Annotated in this window: 21 protein-coding genes and 5 pseudogenes; 15 read left to right on the forward strand and 11 right to left on the reverse strand. The window is 69.4% G+C overall.

Features of this window, described 5'->3' with window-relative positions; all coding sequences use genetic code 11:
* Positions 1–27 precede the first annotated feature (27 nt).
* Together ACGF2V_RS07815 and ACGF2V_RS07820 are read right to left on the reverse strand one after the other, a co-directional pair.
* Positions 28–909 carry a class I SAM-dependent methyltransferase gene (locus ACGF2V_RS07815; RefSeq protein ID WP_362625349.1) on the reverse strand — a complete coding sequence of 294 codons (882 nt, stop codon included), beginning with the start codon at positions 907–909 and terminating at the stop codon, positions 28–30.
* A 466-nt stretch (positions 910–1,375) separates the two neighbouring features.
* Positions 1,376–1,501: pseudogene (locus tag ACGF2V_RS07820) on the reverse strand (transposase); the annotation flags it as partial.
* A 194-nt stretch (positions 1,502–1,695) separates the two neighbouring features.
* On the opposite strand from ACGF2V_RS07820, the gene ACGF2V_RS07825 reads away from it, so the two are divergent.
* Positions 1,696–2,526, forward strand: a complete 831-nt coding sequence (locus ACGF2V_RS07825) for a hemolysin III family protein (RefSeq protein WP_362704576.1) — start codon at positions 1,696–1,698, stop codon at positions 2,524–2,526.
* Positions 2,527–2,597: 71 nt separating this feature from the next.
* On the opposite strand, the gene ACGF2V_RS07830 is transcribed toward ACGF2V_RS07825, so the two are convergent.
* The 3 genes from ACGF2V_RS07830 to ACGF2V_RS07840 all read right to left on the reverse strand — a co-directional run bounded on the left by ACGF2V_RS07830 (position 2,598) and on the right by ACGF2V_RS07840 (position 4,037).
* A complete protein-coding gene (locus tag ACGF2V_RS07830) occupies positions 2,598–2,771 on the reverse strand; it encodes a hypothetical protein (RefSeq protein WP_362704579.1) in 174 nt (57 codons plus the stop codon).
* Positions 2,772–2,849: 78 nt separating this feature from the next.
* Positions 2,850–3,005 carry a DUF6131 family protein gene (locus tag ACGF2V_RS07835; protein ID WP_321184346.1) on the reverse strand — a complete coding sequence of 52 codons (156 nt, stop codon included), beginning with the start codon at positions 3,003–3,005 and terminating at the stop codon, positions 2,850–2,852.
* Between the two features lie 600 nt (positions 3,006–3,605).
* A complete protein-coding gene (locus tag ACGF2V_RS07840) occupies positions 3,606–4,037 on the reverse strand; it encodes an Asp23/Gls24 family envelope stress response protein (RefSeq protein WP_362625350.1) in 432 nt (143 codons plus the stop codon).
* 97 nt (positions 4,038–4,134) lie between these two features.
* Between ACGF2V_RS07840 and ACGF2V_RS07845 the strand changes: the two genes are divergently transcribed.
* A complete protein-coding gene (locus tag ACGF2V_RS07845; RefSeq protein ID WP_362625351.1) occupies positions 4,135–4,911 on the forward strand; it encodes a hypothetical protein in 777 nt (258 codons plus the stop codon).
* Positions 4,912–5,035: 124 nt separating this feature from the next.
* Here ACGF2V_RS07845 and ACGF2V_RS07850 read toward each other — a convergent pair.
* Positions 5,036–5,382: pseudogene (locus ACGF2V_RS07850) on the reverse strand (transcriptional regulator); the annotation flags it as partial.
* Between the two features lie 606 nt (positions 5,383–5,988).
* Between ACGF2V_RS07850 and ACGF2V_RS07855 the strand changes: the two are divergent.
* Complete coding sequence (locus ACGF2V_RS07855) at positions 5,989–6,555, forward strand: Hsp20 family protein (RefSeq protein ID WP_362704583.1); 567 nt, start codon at positions 5,989–5,991, stop codon at positions 6,553–6,555.
* 236 nt (positions 6,556–6,791) lie between these two features.
* On the opposite strand, the gene ACGF2V_RS07860 is transcribed toward ACGF2V_RS07855, so the two are convergent.
* The gene (locus tag ACGF2V_RS07860; RefSeq protein ID WP_362704586.1) at positions 6,792–7,253 is read right to left on the reverse strand and encodes a CBS domain-containing protein; all 462 of its coding nucleotides are present in this window, start codon (positions 7,251–7,253) and stop codon (positions 6,792–6,794) included.
* A gap of 567 nt (positions 7,254–7,820) precedes the next feature.
* Between ACGF2V_RS07860 and ACGF2V_RS07865 the strand changes: the two genes are divergently transcribed.
* Entirely contained in the window at positions 7,821–8,924 is a 1,104-nt protein-coding gene (locus ACGF2V_RS07865) for a hypothetical protein (protein ID WP_362704589.1), read from the forward strand.
* Between the two features lie 1,544 nt (positions 8,925–10,468).
* Here the strand turns inward: ACGF2V_RS07865 and ACGF2V_RS07870 are convergent.
* Both ACGF2V_RS07870 and ACGF2V_RS07875 read right to left on the reverse strand, forming a co-directional pair.
* The gene (locus ACGF2V_RS07870) at positions 10,469–11,086 is read right to left on the reverse strand and encodes a hypothetical protein (RefSeq protein ID WP_362704592.1); all 618 of its coding nucleotides are present in this window, start codon (positions 11,084–11,086) and stop codon (positions 10,469–10,471) included.
* A 20-nt stretch (positions 11,087–11,106) separates the two neighbouring features.
* Positions 11,107–12,378 (reverse strand): beta-ketoacyl-[acyl-carrier-protein] synthase family protein, encoded by a 1,272-nt coding sequence (locus ACGF2V_RS07875; protein WP_362704595.1) that lies wholly within the window; start codon positions 12,376–12,378, stop codon positions 11,107–11,109.
* Positions 12,379–12,447: 69 nt separating this feature from the next.
* Between ACGF2V_RS07875 and ACGF2V_RS07880 the strand changes: the two genes are divergently transcribed.
* The 4 genes and pseudogenes from ACGF2V_RS07880 to ACGF2V_RS07895 form a co-directional block, all read left to right on the forward strand.
* Positions 12,448–13,074 carry a TetR/AcrR family transcriptional regulator C-terminal domain-containing protein gene (locus tag ACGF2V_RS07880; protein WP_362623194.1) on the forward strand — a complete coding sequence of 209 codons (627 nt, stop codon included), beginning with the start codon at positions 12,448–12,450 and terminating at the stop codon, positions 13,072–13,074.
* 240 nt (positions 13,075–13,314) lie between these two features.
* Positions 13,315–13,455: a hypothetical protein gene (locus ACGF2V_RS07885; protein ID WP_362623191.1), complete on the forward strand. Its 141-nt coding sequence runs from the start codon at positions 13,315–13,317 to the stop codon at positions 13,453–13,455.
* Between the two features lie 44 nt (positions 13,456–13,499).
* Positions 13,500–13,955, forward strand: a complete 456-nt coding sequence (locus ACGF2V_RS07890; RefSeq protein WP_362704598.1) for a GNAT family N-acetyltransferase — start codon at positions 13,500–13,502, stop codon at positions 13,953–13,955.
* 324 nt (positions 13,956–14,279) lie between these two features.
* Positions 14,280–14,633, forward strand: a pseudogene (locus ACGF2V_RS07895) (hypothetical protein); the annotation flags it as partial.
* Between the two features lie 169 nt (positions 14,634–14,802).
* Here the strand turns inward: ACGF2V_RS07895 and ACGF2V_RS07900 are convergent.
* A complete protein-coding gene (locus ACGF2V_RS07900; protein ID WP_362704600.1) occupies positions 14,803–15,309 on the reverse strand; it encodes a DUF6584 family protein in 507 nt (168 codons plus the stop codon).
* A 516-nt stretch (positions 15,310–15,825) separates the two neighbouring features.
* Between ACGF2V_RS07900 and ACGF2V_RS07905 the strand changes: the two genes are divergently transcribed.
* Both ACGF2V_RS07905 and ACGF2V_RS07910 read left to right on the forward strand, forming a co-directional pair.
* Positions 15,826–16,329 carry a DUF1269 domain-containing protein gene (locus ACGF2V_RS07905; RefSeq protein ID WP_362623184.1) on the forward strand — a complete coding sequence of 168 codons (504 nt, stop codon included), beginning with the start codon at positions 15,826–15,828 and terminating at the stop codon, positions 16,327–16,329.
* Positions 16,330–16,521: 192 nt separating this feature from the next.
* A pseudogene (locus ACGF2V_RS07910) lies at positions 16,522–16,810 on the forward strand (ATP-binding protein); the annotation flags it as partial.
* 174 nt (positions 16,811–16,984) lie between these two features.
* Here ACGF2V_RS07910 and ACGF2V_RS07915 read toward each other — a convergent pair.
* On the reverse strand, positions 16,985–17,521 hold the full coding sequence (locus ACGF2V_RS07915; protein WP_389047165.1) for a hypothetical protein: 537 nt from the start codon (positions 17,519–17,521) through the stop codon (positions 16,985–16,987).
* 486 nt (positions 17,522–18,007) lie between these two features.
* Here ACGF2V_RS07915 and istA point away from each other — a divergent pair, with 486 nt between their 5' ends.
* The 5 genes and pseudogenes from istA (at position 18,008) to ACGF2V_RS07940 (ending at position 24,244) form a co-directional block, all read left to right on the forward strand.
* On the forward strand, positions 18,008–19,642 hold the full coding sequence (gene istA / locus ACGF2V_RS07920) for an IS21 family transposase (RefSeq protein WP_362704603.1): 1,635 nt from the start codon (positions 18,008–18,010) through the stop codon (positions 19,640–19,642).
* A 131-nt stretch (positions 19,643–19,773) separates the two neighbouring features.
* Positions 19,774–20,451 (forward strand): annotated as a pseudogene (istB, locus tag ACGF2V_RS07925) (IS21-like element helper ATPase IstB).
* Between the two features lie 83 nt (positions 20,452–20,534).
* Entirely contained in the window at positions 20,535–21,080 is a 546-nt protein-coding gene (locus tag ACGF2V_RS07930) for a putative immunity protein (RefSeq protein WP_362704605.1), read from the forward strand.
* Positions 21,081–21,725: 645 nt separating this feature from the next.
* The gene (locus ACGF2V_RS07935) at positions 21,726–22,898 is read left to right on the forward strand and encodes an aminotransferase class V-fold PLP-dependent enzyme (RefSeq protein ID WP_362704608.1); all 1,173 of its coding nucleotides are present in this window, start codon (positions 21,726–21,728) and stop codon (positions 22,896–22,898) included.
* Positions 22,899–22,912: 14 nt separating this feature from the next.
* Entirely contained in the window at positions 22,913–24,244 is a 1,332-nt protein-coding gene (locus ACGF2V_RS07940; RefSeq protein ID WP_362704610.1) for a sugar ABC transporter substrate-binding protein, read from the forward strand.

The following is a 24,244-nucleotide window of genomic DNA, read 5'->3' on the forward strand; positions in this document are numbered from 1 at the left end:
GGGTGCCGTTGCGGCACCCGGGTCGTCTCAGGCTCGTTCGAGGACCAGCAGGTCCATCGAGGCCGGACGTCGTGTGGAAACACCCCAGGTACCCGGTCGGGGGTCCCGGCGCATGCGCAGACCATGCCGTGCCGCCACCGACAGGATGTGCTCCAGCCGGTAGGCGATGGCGTACGTGGGTTCCTCCTCGGAGTGCACGTAGTAGTCACCGTGGTCGTGCGTGAACTCGAAGGCGGTCGCACCGCGCGCGATGTTCGCGGCGACCGTGTCGTCCACCAGGTAGGCCGTGGCGAAGCACTGCCCTCCGGGCCGCAGGACCCGGGCGGACTCCGCCAGGTAGTTCTCCAGCTCGGCCGGGCGCAGATGGCTGATGAGCCCCACCAGCGCGGCGGTGTCGAAAGCCGCGTCCTCGGCGGGGAACCGGAAGTCGGCCGCGGAGAGGGTCCCTTGCGGGTTGTAGATCTCCTGGCGGATGTCGACGTGGGCGAAACGGAAGTTCGGATGGCGGGGGGTGATCGTGCGGGAGCACCACTCGACGGCGTGCGGCACGATGTCGAAGCCGAGATAGGAACCTTCGGTGAGCACGTCCGTGAGCGGCACCGCGATGCGTCCGGCACCGCATCCCGCGTCCAGGACGTCGTGCCCGGGGCCCACACCGAGTTCGTCCCGCATGTACGCGGTGATCTGGCGGCCCACTTCGAGGAAATCACCATTACCGATGAAGCGACGGTGGCGTCGGGGCGGCAGCAGTGGGTGATTCCTGCCGCGCAGCGTGTCCCACAGGTCCAGCGCCTGCAGTCCGGCGTTGTACCCCAGGCGGCGTAATCGCTCCAGGCTTCCGGCGGTACGCGTCGACGAGGTGTACTTCGTCGCCCTGAGCGACTTCAGATCCGGCTTGGTGCCTGGCAAGGGCTGCCCCTTTCAGTGGTGTGCGCGGTGGGTGTGTACGTGCGGTTCCGGCCGGGACGGGGGCCCTGGGCCTCGGGGTGTCCCGGTGCTGTCCTGCGGCCGGCCCGGCCACGGGGTACGCCGCGGCCGTCTTCGAGCACGCCGAAGAACGGGGCACGGACACTTCGGCGCCTCCCCCTGCCTGCGTTCAGCATGTCGATCACCCAGGAGACGGTCAACCGGACTTACTCGGACAGCGTGTCTTTCCAGCCGCCGGCAGCGGGCAGACGGTGCGTCAGCCGTCCCACTCTGTCCTAAAGCAACACCGGCAGTCGTCGCAACATCGCGCGCCCCAACGGCCATGCGGGCGTCCATGCGGGGCGGTCGCCCGCAGCGGTCCGTCCCAACGTGACGCGAACACGGCGAGCTCCGCTCCGGTCCCACCGGCGGCCCGCCTGTTGCGCGCACCGCCAAGTCGTCGTTGCGGTTTGAGCCGGTTGCGGACGAGGACCTCCAAACGGTCCAGGGCGACGACAGCGCGGTTGGCCAGGCTGCGCTTGAGGTGGGCCCACACGCCCTCGACCGGGTTCAGGTCGGGCGAGTAGGCGGGCAGCAGGCGAACAACTCGGCCGCCTGCCGCCGTAGGGCCTCCCGACGCTGCCGCCCCGCAGCGGTCAGCCCGGCGTCGATTCCCGGGCGGCGGCGGTGGAGCCCGTGAACGAACTGCCGGGCGGGTCAGACGGACCATGGCGCGGTAGGGGGTGGCGTCCGGGGCTCCCGTCACGGTCAGGTTCCTAGCATGTGCGCATGGTCGCCCGTGATACGCAGCAGTCCGATTCGGGAGGGGAAGCAGTGTCCCGAGACGACGCCGAAGCCCGCAGTGTCTCTTCCCCACCGACGGTCAAGGGACGCGACTCGACCGGCCTTTCCTCGGGGTCTCAACGAGACGGGGCCGCCGAGGACTCCCGCTCGGTGGCCGACTTGGTCGAGCGGACAGCCGGTCTGGTGGACCCGATCAAGCCGAGGCTGCGCGGCTGGCTTCACACCGGCATGGTCCCCGCATCGCTGGCAGCGGGTATCGTCCTCATCTGCCTGGCAGGGACGCCACAGGCCGTGCTGGCCTGCACCGTGTACTCCGTCACGGCCTGGCTGCTGTTCGGGACGAGCGCCATCTACCACCTCGGCACCTGGGGACCGCTTGGTGAGGCCGTTCTGCGCCGCCTCGATCACGCCAACATCTTCCTGATCATCGCCGGCACGTGCACCCCACTCGCCATGCTCCTCCTCTCCCCGGACCAGTGGTCCGTCCTGCTGTGGATCGTGTGGACGGGCGCGCTGGTCGGCATCGCGTTCCGTGTCCTGTGGGTCGGAGCTCCCCGCTGGCTGTACACGCCCTGCTACCTGGCTCTGGGCTGGGCGCCCGTGCGCTACCTGCCCGACTTCCTGCACAGCGGCGGGGTGGCCGTGGTCTGTCTGATCGTGACCGGCGGGCTTCTCTACAGCGCGGGTGCGGCCGTCTACGCCCTCCAGCGCCCCAACCCCTCACCCCGCTGGTTCGGCTTCCACGAGGTTTTCCACGCGCTGACGGTGGCAGCCTTCGCCGCCCATTACAACGCCGTCTTTCTTGCCGCTCACTGAGCGGTCGAGGTGCGGGCCGCCTCACCCACTCACCGACCGTCCGGAGGGCCGCGCGAGGTCGGCCCCCACCGTCAGAACGCGGTGGGCCTGCCTCGGCGCGAGCGCAGTATCGAGCGCGCCAGCAGGTACATCACGGCGACGACGAGAAGCAGCACCCCGGTGGAGAGCAGGTACAGCACGTCCACGACAGCGCCGATGACGATCAGTGCGATGGCGCTGCTGAGCAGAATCAGGAAGAGGACCATCGCGCTACGCCTCCCTGAGGCAGGACGGCCTGGTGAAGACTCGACCACGGGTGCTGCGTCGGCTCGGGGCCGAGCCGCCTACCAGTAATGACGGCGTCCGCCGACCGCGTGACCGACCGCTCCGAGGATCCATAGGATGACCCCGATCACGACCAGGACGATCCCGATCGTCCACAAGATGGAAATGCCGGCCACGAACCCGATGACGAGCAGGATAACCCCGAGAATGATCATGGCGACCTCCGGCCTTGCAAATACCGCAGCTCCAGAGTAGGCGCACCCCGCCGAGGTGGCCTGTCAGGCTGTCAGGCTCCTGTCCTTCCAGCGGGCATGAACAGAAGCCGTCTGATCGGCAAGCCGATCAGGTGCGATGTGACGGCCGTGGCGGCTGGAAGCCGGCGGGCCGGATTCCGTCCCTGGATACGGCGCAGAATTCTCAGTCGACCCGATGGGCGCGGTGACGGACTTCCCGAAGGCTTACCTCCGACGGGAGACGGTCCAGGCCTGCCGAGTCCCGTGCGTGTGCGAGCGTGTCCCGGTCGAGTCGGTCCAGGATCCGCTCCGGTTCCGCGTGAGGCTCCAGCCACAGCCGCCTTCTCCGAGCCCTTCCCCTCCGGTGCCCTCCGCACCACCGCCCTCACGTGCAGTGTGCGGTGGCCAGGAGGCACGTGACCGGCCGGCTCGGAGAAACGACTCAGCGCTCCCGCGTCACCAGCAGGAAGGCCCAGAAGCCACCGAAGTACGCGGCGAAGCCCAGCGCCATTCCGGCGGGGCCAAACCCACCACGGATCTGCTCATCACACGCTCCTTCACCTGGTAGCCGACTCCGTTCGGCTACTGGAGCCGCTGCCGCTCCTGCCCCTCGTCCTCCTCGTCGGGCAGCTTCACATCACCGACCATGATGTTGACTTCCACGACTTCCCGACCCGCCATCCGCTCCACCGCGGAGATCACGTTCTCCCGCACTGCCCCGGCCACGTCCGTGATCGAGACGCCGTAGTCGACGACGAGCTCCAGATCGATGGCCGTCTGCACCTCTCCGACCTCGACGCTGACCCCGCGGGTGACGGACTTGCCACTACCGGCGCCAGGCATCCGCTCCCGCATGGATCCCATCGTGCGCGCGAACCCGCTGCCCAGGGCATAGACGCCGCGCACGTCCCGTGCCGCCATCCCGGCGATCTTCTCCACCACCACATCGGCGATGGATGTCCGGCCACGAGAACCGGGCGCGCCGCCGTACTTTGCGCCGGTGTGCTCAGACATCAGGCACTCCTCCCTCGAGAAGTCAGCCGCGCACCCCTTGTCGAATTATATTTCGCTATAGACCGTTTTATCCGGTCGTCGTGAGTCGAGGGAGAGGGTGGAAGAGGTGAAGACCGAGGCGTTGATGCAGTCAGTACGCGGTGCGTTCAGCCTGGGGCGACTGCTGCCGCTCGGAGGGCCGGATGACGGCACGTGGATCACCGAACAGGCGGCCGTCCGGGCTCTCTGGCGCAAGGCCGCCGGGGTTCCCGGCGTTCGACTGGAGAGCATGCGCATCGGACCGGTCCCGCACGCACCCGTGCTCGAATCGGCCGTTCGCCCGCCTGCCAGCGCGCTCCCGTCCGGCCCGCTCAGGATCGAGGCGGCCTTCACAGGATCCGTGACACTGCCCGTACCTCAAGCCGCCGAACAGTTGAGGACGACCCTGCTCAAGGCAGCCGACGAAGAACTCGGCCTGAGCGCTGTGACAGTCGATCTGCGCGTCACGGATCTCCATGAGGACGCGGAGGCAGACGCAGGATCGCAGACCGCGGAGAACGTCATGACGCCCCCGTCCCAAAATGCGCCCACGCGAAGCTCGGCCCCCGCGACCGAGACAGAACCCCTGCGGGGGCCGCTCAGAGAGCTGGCCGACGTCGCGTCGGCCGTGCCGGGCGTCGCCCGCCTCACCGCCCCACTGGGCGGCCACCCCGTCAGGGTGACGCAACAGGACGATCCGTCCACCCGACACATTCAGGTCCAGCTCGCGGTCGTACCCGGCCGCCATCCCCTGGAAGTCGCCCGGGCCGTCCGGGACGCCGTGACCGTCGCGGCCACGAGTGACGTCCGGGTCCCGACAACCGCTGCCGTCCTCATCACCGAGACCGCGGCGTAGCCGCATCGACATGGAAGGTATTCAGACGGGCGGCCTTCTGCAGCCGCTCGGAGTGCGGCGGAGAGTCGGTGGAGCAGCCGCTCGGGCGCGGACCTGCGGGTGCGGTCCGGTTTCACGGCGCGCCGGAGCCGTCCGGCGTGAACGGCGAGGGCCGGCGCGGGTCGAACTCGATGTGGCTGAGGTCGACCAGCCAGCTCCCGGGGATCTTTGAACTTCGGGCCGACGAAGTGGTCGGGGGCGGACAGGCCGACGACCAGGCGGGCCGCGGCGGCGAGGAACGCGGTGTTCAGGTCCATGCCGACCGCGAAGGGCAGGGTGCACTCCTCATCGCTGAGCATGTCCACCGGCCGCACCCACTGGTACGCCTCCTCATGCAGAAACCCGCCGCTCCGGCCGCTGTTGACGGCAAGCGGGGTGATGAGGCCGGAGGCGGGGAGGAAATACGAAAGTGCCTTCTGAGCTGGGACGATGAACCTTCTCGAGGGGTTCTGTCGGTCCAAGCGCAAGGCACTTTCTGCGTGCAGGGTATCGAGAACACGAGCTGCGCGATCGACTCGATCCTCCGGCGGGCGTAGGGTCGCCGCGGCGCGGGCCCCTCGCATAGGCTCAGGCTAAAGCGCGTCCCGGTGCCCTTCGGCGAGCTGCCCGGCGCCACCGAGGCCGAGATCGCCGACGCCGTCGCCGCACTGCTGACCCGCGCACACGCAGGGCCGGGCCGGCCGCGGACGGGCAAGGCCGCGAAGAGGGACCGCCGGGGCGCGGCCCGCACCAGGGCAGCAGGCCCGTCCACGCCTCTGCCTCCGGCGGTTGCTGAGCCCGAGCCGGTCGACGAGGCCGCCACCGAGGAGCCGGCCGAGTCGGAGGAGCTGGCAGAAGTGATCCACTCGGCCTGTTCGACCCGCTGGAGAACCCCTGGAGGCGTTCATGACGATGGCGGACACGGTGGACACGGACGCCGCCCGGCACCTGACCACCAGGGAAGGCTGCGCGCGTTCGCCTCGCAGCGGCCCTCGCCGCCCGCGCTGCTGAGCGAGGACCGCCACACCGGCCGCACTCGCGTGGTCCCCCGCGGCAAACATGCGGGACACCGACGACGCCTACGTCATCGAGGCGGAACTCCCAGGCGTCGAGCGGGACGACGTCGACATCGACATCGAGATCAGTGGCCGGGAACTACGCATCAGGGGAGACCTCAAGGAGCGGGAGCGTGAGGGGGTACTGCGCCGCAGCACCCGGCGGACCGGCCACTCCGAGTACCACACGCTCCTGCCGTCCGACGTCAGGTCGGACGACGTCAGCCCGACCCTCAGCGACGGCGTGCTGACCGTCACCGTGCCCAAGGCGCAGACCGGCAGGCTGGCGGGCATCGTGAGCCGTGGTGACCTGCTGCGTGTCTTCCTGCGGCGCGACCCGGCGATCCGCGAGGAGATCACGACAGACGTCCTGACTCGAACTCTTGGCGTGGCTCCCGGCGCGATCACCGTCCAGGTCACCGGCGGACGGGTGACGCTCAGCGGCACCATGCCGCATGGCGGCCTCATCCCCGTCGCGTTACGCCTGTGCGAGAGCGTCGACGGTGTCGTCGACGTCACCCATGACCTCGGCGCGGAGTCCGACACCGCAGTCGGCACATCGCCGCGGTGACTGGGAGTCTCGTTCCTGGTCGTCACCCTCGCGACTGCAGCCGTACGGACACGGCGGCGCGGGCGCTCGCGCACCGAGCGCCCCTCATGGTCACCCACCTGCCGCTGACGACGGCAGGAGACGGCAGCGATCCGAACGTGGCTCCGTCGCCGTCGTCCGGCACGACTGAGCCCAGTCCCCCACAGGCAGCCCGCTTCGTACTCCGGCTCGGAAGGAGACCCCGTACGAGGGGCCTCCTACGGGATGCCAGGGCCGGCCTCTTGCCCTGGTGGGCCGGGAAGCTCTTCCAGGACGCTCCAGGCGATGGGGCCGCCGAGCAGGTCGGCCATCCGGCGGAAGACGTCCATGAGCATGTCGTCGACGGTCAGGACCCCGATGACCTGCCGTTCGTCCAGGACAGGCAGGCGGCGCACACCACACCGGCGGAAGATCCGGTACGCCTCCTGGGCCCCGTCATTCACATCCACCGTGATCACCGGGCTCGACATCGCACCGCTGACAGGAGACTCGGGGTCCAGACCGCTGGCCAGGGCGCGCAGAGCGAGGTCGCGGTCGGTGACGATGCCGGCCGGGAACCCACTCTCCGTCATCACCACGGCACCGACGCCATGCGCGTCCATCAACCGAGCCACATCCCGCAGGGACGTTGCAGGCGCGGCGGTCACCGCCGGTGAACTCATCAGTTCGGAGACCCTCATCACCGGGCTCCCCTCTCACGTCGTCCGACCGTCTCGGCGTCACCTCGCCCGCTCCTCCCGGAGGCTCGATGTGCCCGTATGGTCCGCCGGTCGAGCGGGCAGAGCGGCCAGGCCAGGCGAATCAAGGCCGCTCTCGGCGACGGCCACCGCGGTGCTCACATCGATGGATGCCATCGGGGATGCGAGCTGTCTCCTTTGCGAGCTTTCTCCTCGAGGGGCGAGGGATACGGCACGGAGTGGGCGCCCGAGGCAGCCGCACGGGCGCGCGCCCCGCCGGATGGAAGCGCATCAAGGACCCCCGCCATCGCGGCACGGGGTCTCGTGTTCAGTCCTTCGCCCCGAGTCTCCCTCCGGGAGGAGACCCTGTCGCGCCGGGCGGGCGGGCCTGCGGGCTGCCGCATCCGCCCGGCGGCAGGCTGATCGGATCGGTGTGACACTGGCCGGGTGGGTGACGGGCCCAGTTCATGGGGAGGTTGCCGTGTGCGACTTCGCACGTCGGTCCACCAGTTCGACGTGGGAACGCGGTCGTCCTCGCCCGGGAGATCGACGGCCTACTCAGGAGCGACCATGAGGCTTTCGTTTCTGGAGCCCCTGTACAAGCAGCCTGGCCCCTTCGCCTCGGTGTATCTCGACACCTCCCGCGACAGCGCTGTCGAGGATCCCGAGGCCGCCGTAGAACTGCGCTGGCGGCATCTGCGGGACGCGCTGACGTCCGAGGGAGCGGACCAGGGCTCCGTCACCGCGGTGGCACGCGTGGTGGGCAGCGACGCGGACGTCCCCGGCACCCACGGGCAGGCGGTGTTCGCGGCGCACGGCCGACTGGCTCTGCTGGATGAGCTGCCCGCCCCGCCCGCACGGGACACGGCGCACTTCGGACCACTGCCGGACACCATGCCGCTGCTCGTTCAACACGCGCCCGGTATCCCGTACCTGGCGGTCCACGTCCACTACAGCGGCCGTCACTCAACGTGCGCCACCGGCACTGTGCGCATCGACGCCGAGGCGGGTATCTGGCCCCTGACCAAGGTCGCACCGGAGCACCTCCTGCACGAGGAGACCCCCGCGGCCGACTGGCTGCACGCTGCCGGGGTGATCGGGAGGGTGCTGGAGGGCCACGCACGCGGCATCGACGCCGAAGCGGTGGTCGTAGCGGGAGATGTCTGGGCCCGCGGCATCCTCGTCCACCGGCTTCCCGCGTCCCTGCGCGGACAGGTCACCACCGCGGAAGGCGTGGGCAAGTCCCGGCCCGGGAGGGCGCTCATGGAGCAGCGGCTCGAAAGCCTCTTCAGCGGACGCATGGCCGCGCACGACCGGGCCCTGCTGGATGCTCTCCTCGCTCAGCAGGCTCGCGCTGGAGCAGCGGCCGAGGGCCTCTCCGCCGCCATATCAGCCCTGCAGCGCGGACAGGTCAAGGCCCTCTTCCTCAACAACCATCCCGAGTCGACGCTGCGCCTGCGGGTCGGCCCTCGCCCCGGCCAGCTCGCCCTCACGGAACGGGAACTACGCTCCTTCGGCGTACAGGACGTCCGTGAGGAACGCGCCGACGCGGCCCTGACCCGCGCCCTGGTGGGCACGAAGGCCGAACTCGTCGTGGTACCCGAACAACAGGTGCAGTTGCGTGAGGGCGTGGCCGTACTGCTGCGCTACAGCGAACCCAGAACACGCGGATGACCATGGGCTCTTCCGGGGGCGACCGGCCGTCGATCGGGGATGTCTGCTCGCTCCCCGGGCCGGGGTACGGCGCGGCTGGCGCCGTACCGCACGGCTTCGTCCGCCACTTGATGCAGGCTCCGGCTGACCTGTTCTGTACGGCAGGGCGCCGGACGTCCGACCAGCGTGAACCACCGGGAGGTGCCGCTACCCCGAACCGTCACGTCGGCTGCCTGCCCTCCCAGGTGGTGTGGAAAGTCAGGTCGCCGGTCACGGTGCCGGCCTCGTCGGTACGGATGTCTCCTCGCTCGGCGCCCCCTGTCGTCGTCCACGAGCCCGCGCCATGACCATCAGCCTTTCATCCTGACTACGGGCGCTTCTTCCCCCGACGCCCTGTTCTCGAGTGTCGTCGGCGTGCGCACGCGAAGGGCCAGAGGCCCGGATCTGCGACCCGTCAGCCCCGGACCCAGCGCCTACCAGGGCTGTTGCGCCATTCTCGGAGGCCGCGAATGCCACGAGCAGCGCCCCGGGAACTTGTCCCGTCCCGCCTCGCTCGGACATCGACAGAGCTGGCCCTTGCAGCCGGTTCTCTGCGCGGGCCGCGCGTGCCCAGTTCCGGCACAGGTGCGGTCGCCTTTCCGGAGGACTGACCGTGCCGCCGCAGAAGCCCCGCACCGGCCCGCCGGTTCGAGGGCACGGCCAAGGTGGAGTTGCACGAGCGCTTCGCCGACGAAGCGGTCCTGGCCGGACTGGTCCGCACCACAAAGACGAACCTGCGCAAGGCCATCACCGGGGAAGCACACCGAAGGCGACCGGTCCGTACCCGGGATTCGCCGAGCGGGCCTCCGTCGACGGCGACACCGCGGCTGCCCGCTGCTTCCGGGACACGGCCGCCGACGAGGCCAAGCACGCAGCCGCCTTCCAGCAGGCACTCGACCAACTGCACCGACTCCCTGGCCAAGCCGCGAGATCGGCCGCACACAACGCAAGAACGTCCGGCCGGTTCGACGCACCACAGGGGCTCAGCCGGGCTTCCGCGGTTGTTTCCGCGTTACCGCCTACCGCCCGACTCGCTCGCTGAGAAACGGCCGTGCCAGACCGCCTTCGCACCCGAGTCACCGATCCGGTCCACATCGATGACCGCGCCGACAGCCACAAGCAGGGCGATCGTCAGCGCCGCAACGTGCACCGGAAGAGAGGCAGCCAGCCGAGCCACGCTGTCCGCGCAACGCCCCGCCGCGCGGTGTCGGTCAAACCTTGCACTTCGGGCACCCGGGAAGCGCGTGGCGAGACCGGCGCGCACGCCGATCCCCACGAGACGAAGCCCGGTGGGAAGAGGTCGGGGAAGCCCCCGGCGAAGAAGCGAGCAAAGCCGAAACGCACCTCCAGTAGGGCGCGTTTCGAAAGTCCCGTCTGGCCCGCGACGCCTGGCACGGCGCCTCGCCACGTTGTCGGGATCGTCCACGTACGCCCCGTACGAGGACGACCCTCCGCCTTGCGATGCACCGCACCGGACGCCGCGGGCGCCGCCCTTCGGGCGGACGACGCCACTTTCGAAACACGCCCTAGCCGTGCCGGGTGAAGACTTCGCGAACGCCGGGCAGGTCCGCTTCCTTCTCCTTCTCGTCCTTGTACAGACCGTCCTCCTCCCGGATCGCCACCACGGTCTCCGGGGTGAAGTCCTGGCCGAAGCGGTACACGTCCAGGCAGTAGTCGAAGCCGGACTCGCCGAAGAGGTCCACATCCTCGCGGCGACAGTACTCCGCCAGGCCGTCGGACACGTGCCAGCGCGTGCCGTCGTACCAGAAGACACCGCCTGCGTAGTGAATCGTCCGGCCCGTCGCGGAGTCCGTGAGGTTCAGCGACTCGTAGTTCTCGGGACGGTCACGGACCAGGGCGACGAGGGATTCGGGGACGCCCTTGTAGAAGGACTCCTGAAGGGCGAAATCCTCCTCGGCGTACAGATTCAGCGCCGACTCGTGGTCGAACGTCAGCAGCAGCACGCGGCCGTCCTCCGCGAAGTACCAGACCGCGGACTGGCCGCCGCCGTCGTTCCAGGCCAGACGGCGTGCGCCGGTCACCGTCACCGGTTCGACCTCGGCGAGGTCGTCCACGACGGCCGCGCGGCGCCGCACTTCCGGGAGGGGTGTCGCTGCCAGGGCATCCCACATCGCGTCACTCATTCCCGCAGGGTATCCACTGCCTATGACAAAGCCGGTGTCGTCGAGGCCGTACGGGACGCGTGGTGCCGTGCACCGGTGACGATGAGCGAGACGTTCTGCCCACCGAAGCCGAAGGAATTGCTGAGCACGGCCTCCTGGGTGACGTCTCGTCGCTCTGCGACGACATCGAGGTCGATGTCGGGGCCGACACCGGCCGCGGTGAGGTTGCGGGTCGGGGGGATGACGCCGTGCTCCACACTGAGGACGGCGACGAGCGCTTCGATCGCGCCGGCTGCGCCGAAGAGATGACCGAGCGCCGCCTTGGGGGCTGTCACGGTGGCGCGGCCGAAGACCTTCCCGATCGCGTGCGCCTCGGCGACGTCACCGACCGGAGTTCCGGTGGCATGGGCGTTGATGTGGCTGATCTGCTCGGGAGCCAAGCCGGCTTGCGCGAGAGCCTTCCGCATGGCCGAGATCTGACCGGAGCCGTCGGGAGCGGGCGCGGTGATGTGGTGGGCGTCGGCGGCGATGCCGGCGCCTGCGAGTACCGCGTGGACGCGCGCGCCTCGGGCACCGGCATGCTCGGCGCTTTCGAGCACCACGACAGCGGCGCCTTCACTGAGGACGAATCCGCTGCGGTCCGCGGCGAACGGCCGGGAGGCTGAAGCGGGTTCGGCGGTGTATCGCGACAGTGCTTGCGCCTGGGCGAACCCGGCAACGGTGATCGGGGTGATCGCGGCCTCGGTCCCGCCCGCGATGACCACGTCCGCCTCGCCGGCGCGGATGAGCCTGGCCCCCAGGGCGATCGCCTCGGCACCGGAAGAGCACGCCGAGACAGGCGTGTAGACCCCGGCCCGTGCACCGTATTCGATACTGATCAGCGCCGCCGCCGCATTGGGCATGAGCATCGGGACCGTGCGTGGCGAGACGCGCCGCGCCCCGGCCGCCTCCAGTACGTCGTCTTCCTTCAGCAGCGTCCGTACGCCCCCGATGCCCGTGCCGATCGCTGATGCGAGCCGGTCCGGGTCCACCTCCGGGGCGCCGGCATCGGCCCAGGCTTCGGCCGCCGCGGCGAAGGCCGCCTGCTGCGAGCGGTCGAGCCGTCTGGCCTGCACCGGCAGCAGCAACTCGGCGGGTTCGATCGCCATCGTCCCCGCGACGATGTCGGTAAGGCCGGCCTCCTCGTGACCACGCAGGACGCCGCCACGGATGCCGGACTCGCCGGCCAGCAGGGCGTCCCAGGTGGAGGCCACGTCTGCCCCGAGTGGTGTGATCGCGCCGAGTCCGGTCACGACGACTTCAGTCCGGTGCATGAGCTTCAACCTTTCTTGTATGCGATACAAAAGTGAACAGGCCCTTGTTGTATCACATACAATTTGGGGGTGGAGAAGAAGCGAACCGAAGCTCGGTCAACGTCGGCTCGGTCGCGTGACCGCGGTCGCGCGACGAGGCGCCGGCTGATTGAGGCAACTGCACGGCTCTGCAAGGAGCGACCCGGCGCCGAGGTGAGCGTCGCGGAGATCGCGAACGCGGCAGGCGTCTTCCCCAATCAGGTCACCTACTACTTCGGCTCCAAGGACTCGCTCCTCGTGCACGCCGCCTTTCTCGGCTTGCTGCACGACGCCCGACGGATTGAGCGCATCGGTCGCCAAGCCCCCGACGCGGCGACATTTCGGCGCAACATCGCCCGCGCCGTACTGGCCATGCCCTCGCTCCCGTCAGTCGCGCGAGCACTCGCCGCCGGGATCTCCAAGCCCGAACTCGCCCCCGTGGTCGACCAGCACCTCCAGTTGCTGTTCCAGCAGTCCGAGCGCTTCGTGAGTCAGCTCGTCGACCGTCGCGGCTGGAGGGCCCGTCGACCGCTCAACGTGGAAGCCAGGACGTTCTGGAGCACCGCGCTCGGCGCAGTGCTGCTCGTCCGCGCCGGGGCACACGGCACCGTCGCCGACCTCGACCTCGCCGGAGCATTGACCATCCACGACGAACCCGATCCCGGTTGGTCCAGTTGACGAACAGGTGCCGTACCCGGCGCAGGACGGCCTCGCTCTCGCCGTGCCTGCCGGTGACCGCGACCCGCTTGATGCCCATGTTCGTGCCCAGCGCGAACAGCACCAGCAGCAGCCGGCGCCGCAGCACTGCCTTCGGGACCGCCTCTCTGTCTGTCGATTGGCGTTGAAGACTTCCGTACCGCAAGACAGGGCCTTCTCCAGGTCCTTCAGGAGCTCCGGGTCGACCGCCATGCTCGCCACGTGGCGATGCGCGCGGGCGACGGTGGAATCCGCGCTGACCAGGCTGAGATCGACGTCGTCGCGTGCCGCGGCCTCGGCGATCACCGCTTCCATGAGCGTCTGGAAGACCCGCTGCATGCCCAGATGTACCTGATCGTGTGAATATTCGCATGACGGCCCGCACGGAGATCCGTTAGGGATAACCCATGTCGATTCGTGTGAGCCTTGACGACCTGTGCCGGGAGACCTGGGAGGAGGTGGCCGACCTGACGGTGGCTGACGACCAGCGCGACCTCATCGCGTCCAACCTGTACTCGATCGCGGAAAGTCGCTTCTTGCCGGGCTTCGTGACCCGTGCGGTGATGCGTGATGAGCACGCCGTGGGCTTCGCGATGTACGGTCCCGATCCCGACGACGGTCAGATGTGGCTCTACCGCTTGATGATCGACAAGGATCACCAGGGAATGGGTCTGGGACGAGCCGCTCTCCAGCAGGTCATCGCCCACGTGCGGGACGCGTTCGACGCGCCGGTGCTGCGGCTGGGGGTACGCGCGGACAACATCGCGGCCAGGGCGCTCTACACCTCTGCCGGGTTCGTTCCCACCGGGCAGGTCCTCGGCGATGAGGACATCCTGGAGTTCCGTCTGTCCGCCACCGACTGAGCGGCGCGAAATCTCCGTTACCGACTTCGGGTCGTCAGCGTGACGTTGGGGTGTCGAGGGCCAGGCCGGTGCCGGCTATGAAGCCGTCGAGAAATCAACCGGGAGATCGCCATCACTCTCCTGTGACGTAACTCTGGGTGATGGGGGCTCGTGAGCGCGCTCGCAGGGTGCACACCGCGGTGCCCCGCCGGCCAGGCGGGTACGGCTCCCCGCCAGTCGGCGCCTCCGCCTGGATCCCGGCTCGCCGCGAGGCTCAAGCAGCGTCGCGCTGTACCCGAACGAGATGTGGGCGGCTCTGGTCGCCGTCGCCGGCCACGACCGGCCTTGGCCCGGCGGGTCTCGGGGCCTGTGCCGCGCCGGCCGGGGCCGGCGCCATGGAAACGGCCGCGCACACGGCGGCCACGAGCCCGGCACATCGCCCGCTGCACCTTCGGCGTCGTCCTGGACACCTCCGGCTCGATGAGCACACGCCTGCTCGGAAGGCTCGGCGCCATCGCCTCGTACGCCGAGGCCCGTGACGTCCCGGCCGCGCGGGTGGTCTTCTGCGACGCCGCCGCGGGGTACCTGCCGCAGGCGGAGATCGCCGGCCGGGTCCGTGTACACGGTCGTGGCGGCACCGTCCTCCAGCCGGGCATCGGCCTCCTCCAGCACGCGGACGACTTCCCGCCGGCGGCGCCAGGATGCTGCGGCGGTCCGCGGCCGTGGTGGTGCGGGTGTGGCGCGTCGGCTGGATCGTCGTCGCCGAGCTCACTTGTCGCCGGATGCCTGTTCACGGCGGTTCTCTGCAGCCTCACCGAACGTCGAGCCCATACACGGGCCCGGTGACCTGAGTCACCGGTGACCTGAGTCAGTCGAAGAGGGCAACGAGCCCGTTTACCCAGATCGCGAGGAACGCAAGGACCGCCACCAGACATCCGGCCCCTGCCAGGAAGTCGGCGATGCCACTTCCCCTGCTGTCTGCCTCCTCGCCAGAAGGCACCATGTCCCAGTCGACAGGGTTCCCCATGACATCGGAACAGGCTGCTCGTACTGTTGCCAGTTGCTCTTTGGCGAAGATGGTGCGGGCAAGCGACTCCGAGCCCTGCCAGGCAAGCGCCCGCATGCGCTGCGGAGCCGTGTGGTACCTCGCCTCGAAGGCGGAGGTCTCAGCTGCCTCCCGGTCCTGCTCGAGGTACATCCAACGGCCCGCTTCTGCAGGCTCTCCGTACAGGCGGTAGACCTCGGCCAGGCGCCGGCGAAGCATCAGGTCGTTCGGAAAGGACGACACCAGCCCGCGCAGGCGCTGGCGCGCGACGGGGACCCGGCCGGCAGCCAGGTCTGCATCGACTCGGGCAAGGGTGTCTCTCAGAGGCATGAACGCATGATCGAGTACCACAGTGACCACCGTCGACCTGGTTTTTCGCTCCGCACTCGCTCGCCCCCGATGACATCGGCCGACCTCCACCGGGACGAGACACCAACAGGCGGACGGCCCTACGAGGCGGTACGGCAGAACCAGACCCACGGAAAGCCGCTGACCGTCGTGTACGCCGTTCTCCCTGGCAGTTCGACGTGTCGTGGGGAGCTGCGTCCGATCGTGTGAGCGGGGGCTCTTCCTCGCGTCTCTGCGGCCGTCGTGATCGTTGCGAAACGTTCCGGAAGGAGTGGAGGAAGCCGTGCGGGCCTTTCGCGTGCAACTGCTGTCGGGAGCCGGGCACTGGACGGTGCTGGACGAGGACCCGGCGGCGGCGCCTGCGGCGGATGCGTTCTTACGGTCCGTGCGTTTCGGCACCAGGCGGAGAGGTGAGCGGCGGGCAACGGTTACATACGTGGTGAATCAGGGCTAATGTTCTGGAAGACGTATTCAATGCCCATCGGAAGGAAGTCCGCCGTGAGCAACCTCTTCGCAATCGCCTACCCGGATGTCGCCACCGCGCAGACGGTCCGTGACGAGCTCATCGGCCTGCAGAAGCAGAAGCTGATCGACTTGGAGGACATCGTCGTGGTGGAGCGCCGCGAGGACGGGAAGGTCAAGCTGCACCAGGCGGTGTCGAACACGGGGATGGGCGCGGCCTCGGGCGTGCTGTGGGGCGGTGTGATCGGGCTGCTGTTCTTCATGCCGTTCCTGGGCGCGGCGGTCGGCGGCGCGACCGGCGCGGCCGTGGGCGCGTCCACGGACACGGGTGTGGACGACAACTTCATGCGCCAGGTCGGGCAGAAGATGACGCCGGGCGGTGCCGCGGTGTTCGCGCTGGTGCGCTCCGCGACGCAGGACAAGGTGATCCCGGCGGTGGCGCAGTTCGGCGGCGAGCTGATCCAGACCTCGCTGAGCCACGAGGAGGAGGAACACCTGCGGCAGATCGCCAGGGCGGCGAACCCGGCTTCGACGCTCTGACGCTTTCTCAGGTATCCGGAAGGGTGCTGTTTCGGCTTGGCGAGGACGGCTGGTGGCCATGAACTCGGCGAACCGGGCGGCCCTGATGCCGGCGTGTGCCGGCAGTGGCCCCGGCGTCAAGACGCGGTCTTTCGAACACACCCTCACGAGCCGGGAGCTCGAGCCGGTCGAACCGATCCACCATCAGGTCGAAAGAGCATCGCCCGCTATGGCCGCGTCGATCTCTTGTACATCGATGAGCTCGGATACACGGAAGCCGGACCGGCACGGCGCCGCGCTGCTGTTCCAGGTTCTGACCGAGCGCAAGGAGAAGGACAGCGTCGCCATCGCGTCCAACGAATCTTTCGGCGGCTGGACCAAGACATCAACGGATCCTCGCCTCTGGGCGGCCGTCGTCGACGGCCGGAGCTTCAACGGCGCGATGATCGGCACGGACTCCTACCGCCTCGCCGGCACCCGGGCCCGAGCCGAGGAACCGGCCAGGCAGGCTGATTCACTCCGGGGTCTGCCTCGCCGGCCCGCCACCTTCCGGGCGCCGGGCCGGCACCATGCTCTGCTGCCCGAAACGCTTACACACGTCTGCCCCGGGGGGCTTGCCGTCTTGTCAGCCGTGCTCGGACTCCACCGGGAGCCACACGGCGCGCAGCGGAGCGCGTCAACCCGTCCCAAAGGCCGAAGCGGCCTGTCGGACGCGCCACTCCTCCACTACACCCTGCTGTCGCCGAGCCCGGTCGATGAGGTCGTCGAGCAGTTGCGGATCCAGGCGCTTCTCGGTGTCGGTAAGCCGGCGGAGGGTCTGCCATCCGGCTGCCTTGCCTTCCACCGCCAGCCGTAGCATCTCCAATTCGAGAAAGGTGCTCAGCCGAGAACGCCGCGCGAGGCGGCCATTGCTCTTCAGGCGCGCCATCTTCTCGGCCGTCCAGCCCGCGCAGACCTTGTAGCGCCGCACCGGGATGCCCAGGTCCCTCATGATGCCGAGCAGACTCGTCCGGTCCTGGACGATCTCGGCGGCGACGGGTCCGAGCGCCCCGGCGAGCGCCGAACCGCGAACGGCGCGCACCAGATGGCGCACCCGCTCCACCCCCGCGGTTGCGCCCATCAGGTGGTCGTTGAGGTAGATACCCAGCATGGCCGGGTCGGTGCTGCGGGCGTGTTCGGGCCGAGCCGTGCCGGAACTCGGTCGGTCATTCATCACGTGCCACCTTTGTCCGTCCGTCTGCCAGAAGACGGGTTCGCACCCGCCACTCACCGCTGCGGATACCCGCCCTGGGCGCTTCGCGCACCCTGTCCCCGACCGGACCACCAATTCGGCCGAGGGCGGGCAGCCTGTCGCCACGGCCTGGCCGAAGAGCCGGGTATGGCCGTCGTTGGGGAGCGAGGCCGGCGGGACCTGTCCCCGAGTGGTGGACACCTCTGGCGGCCCCGGCAGGGGCCGGGGAGGAGGGATCTCTCATGGCTGTTTGTAAGCACTTCCTTGGGCTCCACCGCACGGACGGAAAGTGGCTCCACGGCGTAAGAAGTTGATCTGGCTCCACCCTCCGTGCATGGCCGCCCGCCATGCCCTCTTTGGAGTGAATGCACTGCTCCGTCCGCCGTGCGACGGCAGGGTTTGTGAGTCGATCACGGTCTTGTCGGAGGCTGTGCTGGTTTGTGGTCACGGTCATGTCGGGAGGCCGGGATGGGTTTGTCGCGGGCGGAGCTGTATGCCGCAATCCGGAGAGACAAGCGTCTTGATCCGGAGGTGTCGCAGCGGACGCTGGGCGAGAAGTACGGGGTTCACCGCAGGACGGTTCGTCAGGCGTTGAACTCGGCGGTTCCGCCGCCGAGGAAGAAGCCGGCGCCTCGGGCATCGGTGCTGGACCCGGCCAAGGGCTGGATCGACGCGATGCTGCGGGAGGACCTCGCGGCGCCGCGCAAGCAGAAGCACACCGCCCGCCGCATCTTCCAGCGGCTGGCCCAGGAGCACGATTTCGACCTGGTGTCCTACTCAACCGTGTCGGACTACGTCGCGCTCCGCCGGCCGCAGATCCAGATTGAGGACCAGGAGGGACGCCGTCACCTGGCGGGGATGGTCCCGCAGGTCCATCTGCCTGGCGAGGAAGCGGAGGTGGACTTCGCGGACGTCTGGGTGCGGCTGGCCGGTGAGGTCACCAAGTGCCACCTGTTCACGCTGCGGATGTCCTACTCGGGCAAGGCCGTCCACCGGGTCTATGCCTCCCAGGCCCAGGAATCGTTCATGGAGGGCCACGTCGAGGCGTTCAACGTTCTGGGCGGTGTCCCGTCCCGGCACATCCGCTACGACAATCTGAAGCCCGCGGTCAACCGGGTCTGCACCGGCCGCAGCAGGGTGGAATCGGAGCGGTGGACCTCGTTCCGGTCGCACTACGGGTTCGACGCGTTCTACTGCATCCCGGGTCAGGAAGGCGCCCACGAGAAGGGCGGGGTCGAGCAGGAAGGCGGCCGGTTCCGGCGCACGCATCTGGTCCCCGTCCCCGACATTGCCTCGCTGGAGGCCCTGAACGACCGGCTGCGGGAGATCGACGCCGAGGAGGACGAGCGCCTTCTGTCGGGGCGGCTGACCAGCGTCGGGTTCAACTTCGTCTCCGAGACCGATCTCCTGCTGCCGTTGCCGTTCGAGGAGTTCGAGTGCGGCATCACGCTGACGCCGAAGGTCGACCGCAGCAGCCGGATCACCGTCCGCCAGTGCCACTACTCCGTTCCGGCTCGCTTCATCGGCCAGAACGTGCGGGTCCTACTGCGGGGCAACGAGCTGCTGGTGTTCGAGAAGCGGAAGATCGCCGCCCGGCACCCGCGGCTGACCCGGCGCGGGGAGTTCCGCGACGAGCTGGACCACTACCTGGAGATCCTGCTGGCCAAGCCAGGAGCCATGGCGGGATCGACCGCGCTGGTCACCGCGCGGGAGAACGGCTCGTTCACCGAAGTGCACGAGGCGTTCTGGGCGGCGGCCCGGGCGGCGCACGGGGACGCGGCCGGGACCCGGGCGCTGATCGAGGTGCTGCTGCTGCACCGGCGGATGCCCGCGGCGGCCGTCCAGCAGGGCATGGCCGCCGCGATCCGGGCGGGCGCCACCACTGCGGACGTCGTCGCCGTCGAGGCCCGCAAGGCGGCCGCGCTGGTCCCCGAACCGGCCGAGGACAGCGACGAGGAGGCGGAGCCGCCGCCCTGGGCGGAGCCCAGCGGGGTGGTCTCCCTGACCGCCCGCAGGGCCCAGCTGCCCGAGGACAAACGACCGTTGCCGACGGTCTCGCACTACGACCAGCTGCTGAAACGCCAACCGAAGGACACCGCATGACCACGACCGAGACCGCCACCCAGATCCCCTCGCCCCGCCGCGACACCGGCCCGGAGGAGGCGGTCGACACCGCCATTGACGAGGCATGCCGCACCCTCCACCTGCCCACGATCCGCAGCCGGGTCCAGGACATGGCCTCCGAGGCGATGCGCCAGCGCTCCAGCTACAAGGACTTCCTGGCCGACCTGCTGGAGGCCGAGTGCGCCGAGCGCGAGGAGAGGCGCAAACTGCGGCTGGTCAGGGAAGCGAACTTCCCTCGGCCCAAGCGGCTGGAGGACTTCGACTTTGAGGAGAACCCCAACGTCACCCCCGAGCTCGTCGGCACCCTGTAGGACCCGGCCTGGGTCAGGGCGGGCCAGCCGCTCTGCCTGATCGGTGACTCCGGCACCGGCAAGTCCCACCTGCTGATCGGGATCGGCACCGCCATGGCCGAGGCCGGGCTGAAGGTCCGTTACACAACCACGGTCAACCTGGTCAACGAGCTGGCCGAGGCCGCCGACGAGAAGAAGCTCTCGCGGACCATCGCCCGTTACGGGCGGGTCGATCTGCTCTGCCTGGACGAGTTCGGCTATCTCGACCTGGACAAGGCAGGGGCGAAGCTCCTGTTCCAGATTTTCACCGAGCGCGAGGAGCGGCGCGCTATCGCGATCGCGTCGAACGCACCGTTCTCGGAGTGGAAGCAGACCTTCACCGACCCCCGCCTCTGCACCGCGATCGTCGACCGCGTCACGTTCAACGCGCACATCGTCGAGACCGGCACCGAGTCCTACCGGTTCACCCAGACCCAGCGCAAGCGGCGCCGCAGCTGACCATGCCTTGGTCCTCGGCAAGGATGTGTCCCGGAGTCTCCGTCTGAGACCGCCGGTGATCGCCCGATGGGAGGATCGTGTCCATGACGATCGGGCCTGGGGACTTTGAACTGACCATGGACGAGTTGCGCGTCGTCGCGCACTACGTGCTGGAGAGTGCTGAGGAGGTTCTTCCGGTATTCGAGGATGCCAACCCCGGCGATCCTCGGCCTCGTGCAGCCGTCGACGCCGCACGGGAGTTCGTGAACGGCGCCAGAAGGACCAAACTGCAACGCGTCACCTCCTTGGATGCCCACCGGGCGGCAAAGGACGCGCCCACGGAAGCCGCACGACTGGCTGCACGCGCTGCCGGAGACGCCGCCTCCGCGGCCTACCTGCATCCGATCGCGAAAGCCACTCAAGTGGGTCACATCCTCAGAGCCGCCGCGAGCGCCGCGCGCATTGGAGAATTGAACGCGGACGATGACTTCGGCGTCGGGCTCCGACTGATCGAGGAGGCTCGACAACGCGCTACACCCGTCCTGATCGATGTCCTCAACAGATACCCGCTTGCGCCGACTGGGAAGAGCCGTGCTGCACAGCTCATGGCCATCCTGGACGCGTCCTTGCGCACGTCCCGCCAGGGTTAGCTACGGCAGCACAGCTAACCCTCGTGGACAACTGCGGCCGGCCTCCCTGTCGAGAGGCCGGCCGCAGCCGTTCCAGGTCCGGCCGCCGGGTCCCAGTGCCAGCCGGACCAACGCCCGTTCTCGTCCAGCCACCGCGGACACTGGGCGGTCCACGGTCTGAGTCGAGCCGGGTCGGCAGCCTCCACGCACCTGTCGGGGGCACGCTCACGAGAGCTGGCCGAGACTCCCAAACTACCGCGAGACCCCACCCCCAGAGCCACCGGAACCACTCGATCGAAGTGGGGCCAAATCACCTTGCTACAGGGGCGTGAATCACACCGCTTCACGCCCCCTCCAGCCCAACCATGGAGCCAGAAAACTTCCGTCGACTGGGGCCCAAAAACGTCCTTAGAAACACATGGCGATCCATGCCGGGCGGGTGGCCGGTCCGGGGTGGATGCGGTTCCACGCCGTCAGGCGGGCGGCGCCGTACCGGATCCACGCAACCGGGACGGGCTCGCGCATGCCACCGGCCCCGCGGGGCCAAGCCGGTCCGGCTCGCTGGGAAGTAGTCGTGTCGAACCCCTTGTCGGGCCGACCCGGTCTCCCTAATGTGATCCTTCAAATTCCTTGAAGTGCACCACCAAGCACCGTTAGGCAGATTTTTTGAACGATCAAATCCATGGGGCACCCGAAGCCGCCATCCCCGCGGCCTCCGCTCGAGCTCCCGCCCACGGTCCGAGGGAGGGCTACCTCGACTACGCCAGGGTCGGCCCGCTCTCCGGCCCGGCCGCCGCCGCGCTCGCCGCCGCGACCGCGCTCGCCGCCCGCGTCGACCCCGCCGACCTCGACCGGCTGTTCGCCCTCAGCGACGCCGCCCGGACCTCGGCGGCCCGGCTGCTCGCCGCCCACCGGCACGAAATCGCCCTCGCCCCGTCGACCAGCAACGGCCTGTTCACCGTGGCCGCCGCACTCCACGGCCCCGGTACCGTCCTGGTGCCCCGCGGTGAGTTCCCCGCCAACCTCTACCCCTGGCTCCGCTTCGCCGACCGCGGCGGCCCCGCGGTCCGCCTCGTCGAGCCGGCCGGGCAGCGGCACATCACCCCCGACCTCCTGCGCCGCCACCTCACGCCCGACGTCACCGCCCTCACCGTCAGCGCCGTCGACTCGCTCACCGGCCACCTGGCGCCGCTCGCCGCCCTCAAGGAGATCCTCGGGCCCGAGCGGCTGCTGATCGTCGACGCCATCCAGGGCCTGGGCGCCATCGCGCTCGAAGCGGACGCCGCCGACATCCTCGTCAGCGGCGGCCAGAAGTGGCTACGGGCCGGCTGGGGAGCCGCATTGCTGCTGATCCGCGACCGGTGCGCCGAGCGTCTGGCTCCCGGGCTCGGCGGATGGGCCGGCGTCCAGGAGCCCTTCGCGCCTCGTCACCCGGCGCCGCCGCTGCCCGGGGCCGCCGCCCACCTCGCCACCAACCCGGACTTCCCGGCCGCCGCGGCCATCGGCGCAGCCATCGACGACCTGTTCGACCAAGGTGGCCCGGCCGCCGTCGGCGCCCGTATCCGCGCCACCCTTGCCGACCTGCTCGACCGCGCACGGCGGGCAGGCGCCGACATCCTCCTGGACGGACTCGGCTCCCACGAGCGCGCCGGAATCGGCACCTTCCGCCTGCCCGGCCACGACCCCGCCACCGTCCACCACGCCCTCGAAGCGGCCGGCCTGATCACCACCCGCCGCGACGAGTGGATCCGACTGTCTCCCCACGCCTCCACCCCGGCCGCCGCGGCGGACCTACTCGCCGAGGCACTGCACACCCTCACTCACCACACCACCCACTAGCCCCAGGAGCCGATATGTCCCCTCAACTGAGCCGCCGCCAACTGCTCCAGCTCGCCACCGCCTCCGCCGCCGGGCTCGGCCTGGCCGCCTGCGGCGGCAACGGATCGGGCGGCAACGTCGGCGCCGACGGCGACAGCGGCCGGATCACCGTCTGGAGCTGGACCACCGCGGCCGAAGCCCTGCGCGGCGTCGTCCCCTCCTTCAAGCGGGACAACCCCGGCATCGAGGTCGACATCCAGGACGTCGGCGAGCCGGCCATCTGGGACAAGATCACCGTCGGCCTCGCCTCCAGCGGCAAGGGACTCGCCGATGTCCTGCACATCGGTGTCGACTACCTGCCCGGCTACCTGGAGAAGTTCCCCGACGGCCTCGCCGACCTGTCCAAGCTCGGCGCCGACCGGTACAAGGACGCTTTCGGCAAGGGACTGTGGCCGACCGTCATAGGCGAGGACAAGGCCGCCCACGCCCTCCCCTGGGAGGTCAACCCGCTCGGGCTGTTCTACCGGCAGGACTACTTCGACAAGGCCGGTGTCGACCCCAAGGACATCGGCAGTTGGGACGACCTGATCGCCGCCGGACCGGAGATCCTCGCCGCCACCGGCGCCCAACTGCTCGGGCTCGACAAGCCCGGCACCACCCCGGACATGGACTTCTTCCAGAACCTGATGCAGCTCCAGGGCGCCTTCTACTTCGACCGGGAAGGCAAGATCACGCTCGCCTCCCCGGAAGCCGTCCAGGCCCTCACCGTCATCAAGCGGCTCAACGACGGCGGCCTGCTCGCCGACACCGCGGGCCAGGGCACCATGAAGCGCCTGCTCGGCCAGGGGAAGCTCGCCACCTCCCCGGACCCCGCCTGGGCCGTCGAGTACCTGGCCACCAAGTTCCCCGGCCAGAAAGGGAAATGGCGTGTCATGCAGCCTCCCGCCGCCGTTCCCGGGGGCGGGCGCAGCGCCATCGTCAACTCCACCTACCTGGCCGTCGCCGCCTCCAGCAAGCGCCGCCGGGCCGCCTGGCGATTCATCGAGTACGCGCTCACCAAGCCCGCCGAGATCAACCGGATGTTCACCTCCGGCGGCGTCTTCCCCGCTCTCAGCGCCGCGTACGACGATCCGAGGTTCAGCGCGCCCCACCCGTTCTACGGCGGCCAGAAGGTGCTGAAGACCTTCGTCGACACGCTCTCCTCCGGCTCCGAAGCCACCAACTTCACCGCCGACTACGCCCGTGCTCTCAAGCTCGCCAGCGACGCCCAGAGCCAGGTGCTGGTCAAGGGCGCCGACCCGGCCCGCGCCCTCAAGGACGCCGCCGAAAGGCTCGCCCAGCAGACCGGCCGGCAGCAGGCGGCCTGA

Source organism: Streptomyces sp. NPDC047982 (assembly GCF_043204165.1).
GTDB lineage: Bacteria > Actinomycetota > Actinomycetes > Streptomycetales > Streptomycetaceae > Streptomyces.

Bases quoted from the DNA above. Each gene is read 5' to 3' on its own strand.
- ACGF2V_RS07825 (WP_362704576.1), top strand. From the start codon at position 1,696: ATGGTCGCCCGTGATACGCAGCAGTCCGATTCGGGAGGGGAAGCAGTG.
- ACGF2V_RS07830 (WP_362704579.1), bottom strand. From the start codon at position 2,771: ATGGTCCTCTTCCTGATTCTGCTCAGCAGCGCCATCGCACTGATCGTC.
- ACGF2V_RS07835 (WP_321184346.1), bottom strand. From the start codon at position 3,005: ATGATCATTCTCGGGGTTATCCTGCTCGTCATCGGGTTCGTGGCCGGC.
- ACGF2V_RS07840 (WP_362625350.1), bottom strand. From the start codon at position 4,037: ATGTCTGAGCACACCGGCGCAAAGTACGGCGGCGCGCCCGGTTCTCGT.
- ACGF2V_RS07855 (WP_362704583.1), top strand. From the start codon at position 5,989: ATGCGGGACACCGACGACGCCTACGTCATCGAGGCGGAACTCCCAGGC.
- ACGF2V_RS07860 (WP_362704586.1), bottom strand. From the start codon at position 7,253: ATGAGGGTCTCCGAACTGATGAGTTCACCGGCGGTGACCGCCGCGCCT.
- ACGF2V_RS07865 (WP_362704589.1), top strand. From the start codon at position 7,821: ATGAGGCTTTCGTTTCTGGAGCCCCTGTACAAGCAGCCTGGCCCCTTC.
- ACGF2V_RS07870 (WP_362704592.1), bottom strand. From the start codon at position 11,086: ATGAGTGACGCGATGTGGGATGCCCTGGCAGCGACACCCCTCCCGGAA.
- ACGF2V_RS07875 (WP_362704595.1), bottom strand. From the start codon at position 12,378: ATGCACCGGACTGAAGTCGTCGTGACCGGACTCGGCGCGATCACACCA.
- ACGF2V_RS07890 (WP_362704598.1), top strand. From the start codon at position 13,500: ATGTCGATTCGTGTGAGCCTTGACGACCTGTGCCGGGAGACCTGGGAG.
- ACGF2V_RS07900 (WP_362704600.1), bottom strand. From the start codon at position 15,309: ATGCCTCTGAGAGACACCCTTGCCCGAGTCGATGCAGACCTGGCTGCC.
- ACGF2V_RS07915 (WP_389047165.1), bottom strand. From the start codon at position 17,521: ATGAATGACCGACCGAGTTCCGGCACGGCTCGGCCCGAACACGCCCGC.
- istA (WP_362704603.1), top strand. From the start codon at position 18,008: ATGGGTTTGTCGCGGGCGGAGCTGTATGCCGCAATCCGGAGAGACAAG.
- ACGF2V_RS07930 (WP_362704605.1), top strand. From the start codon at position 20,535: ATGACGATCGGGCCTGGGGACTTTGAACTGACCATGGACGAGTTGCGC.
- ACGF2V_RS07940 (WP_362704610.1), top strand. From the start codon at position 22,913: ATGTCCCCTCAACTGAGCCGCCGCCAACTGCTCCAGCTCGCCACCGCC.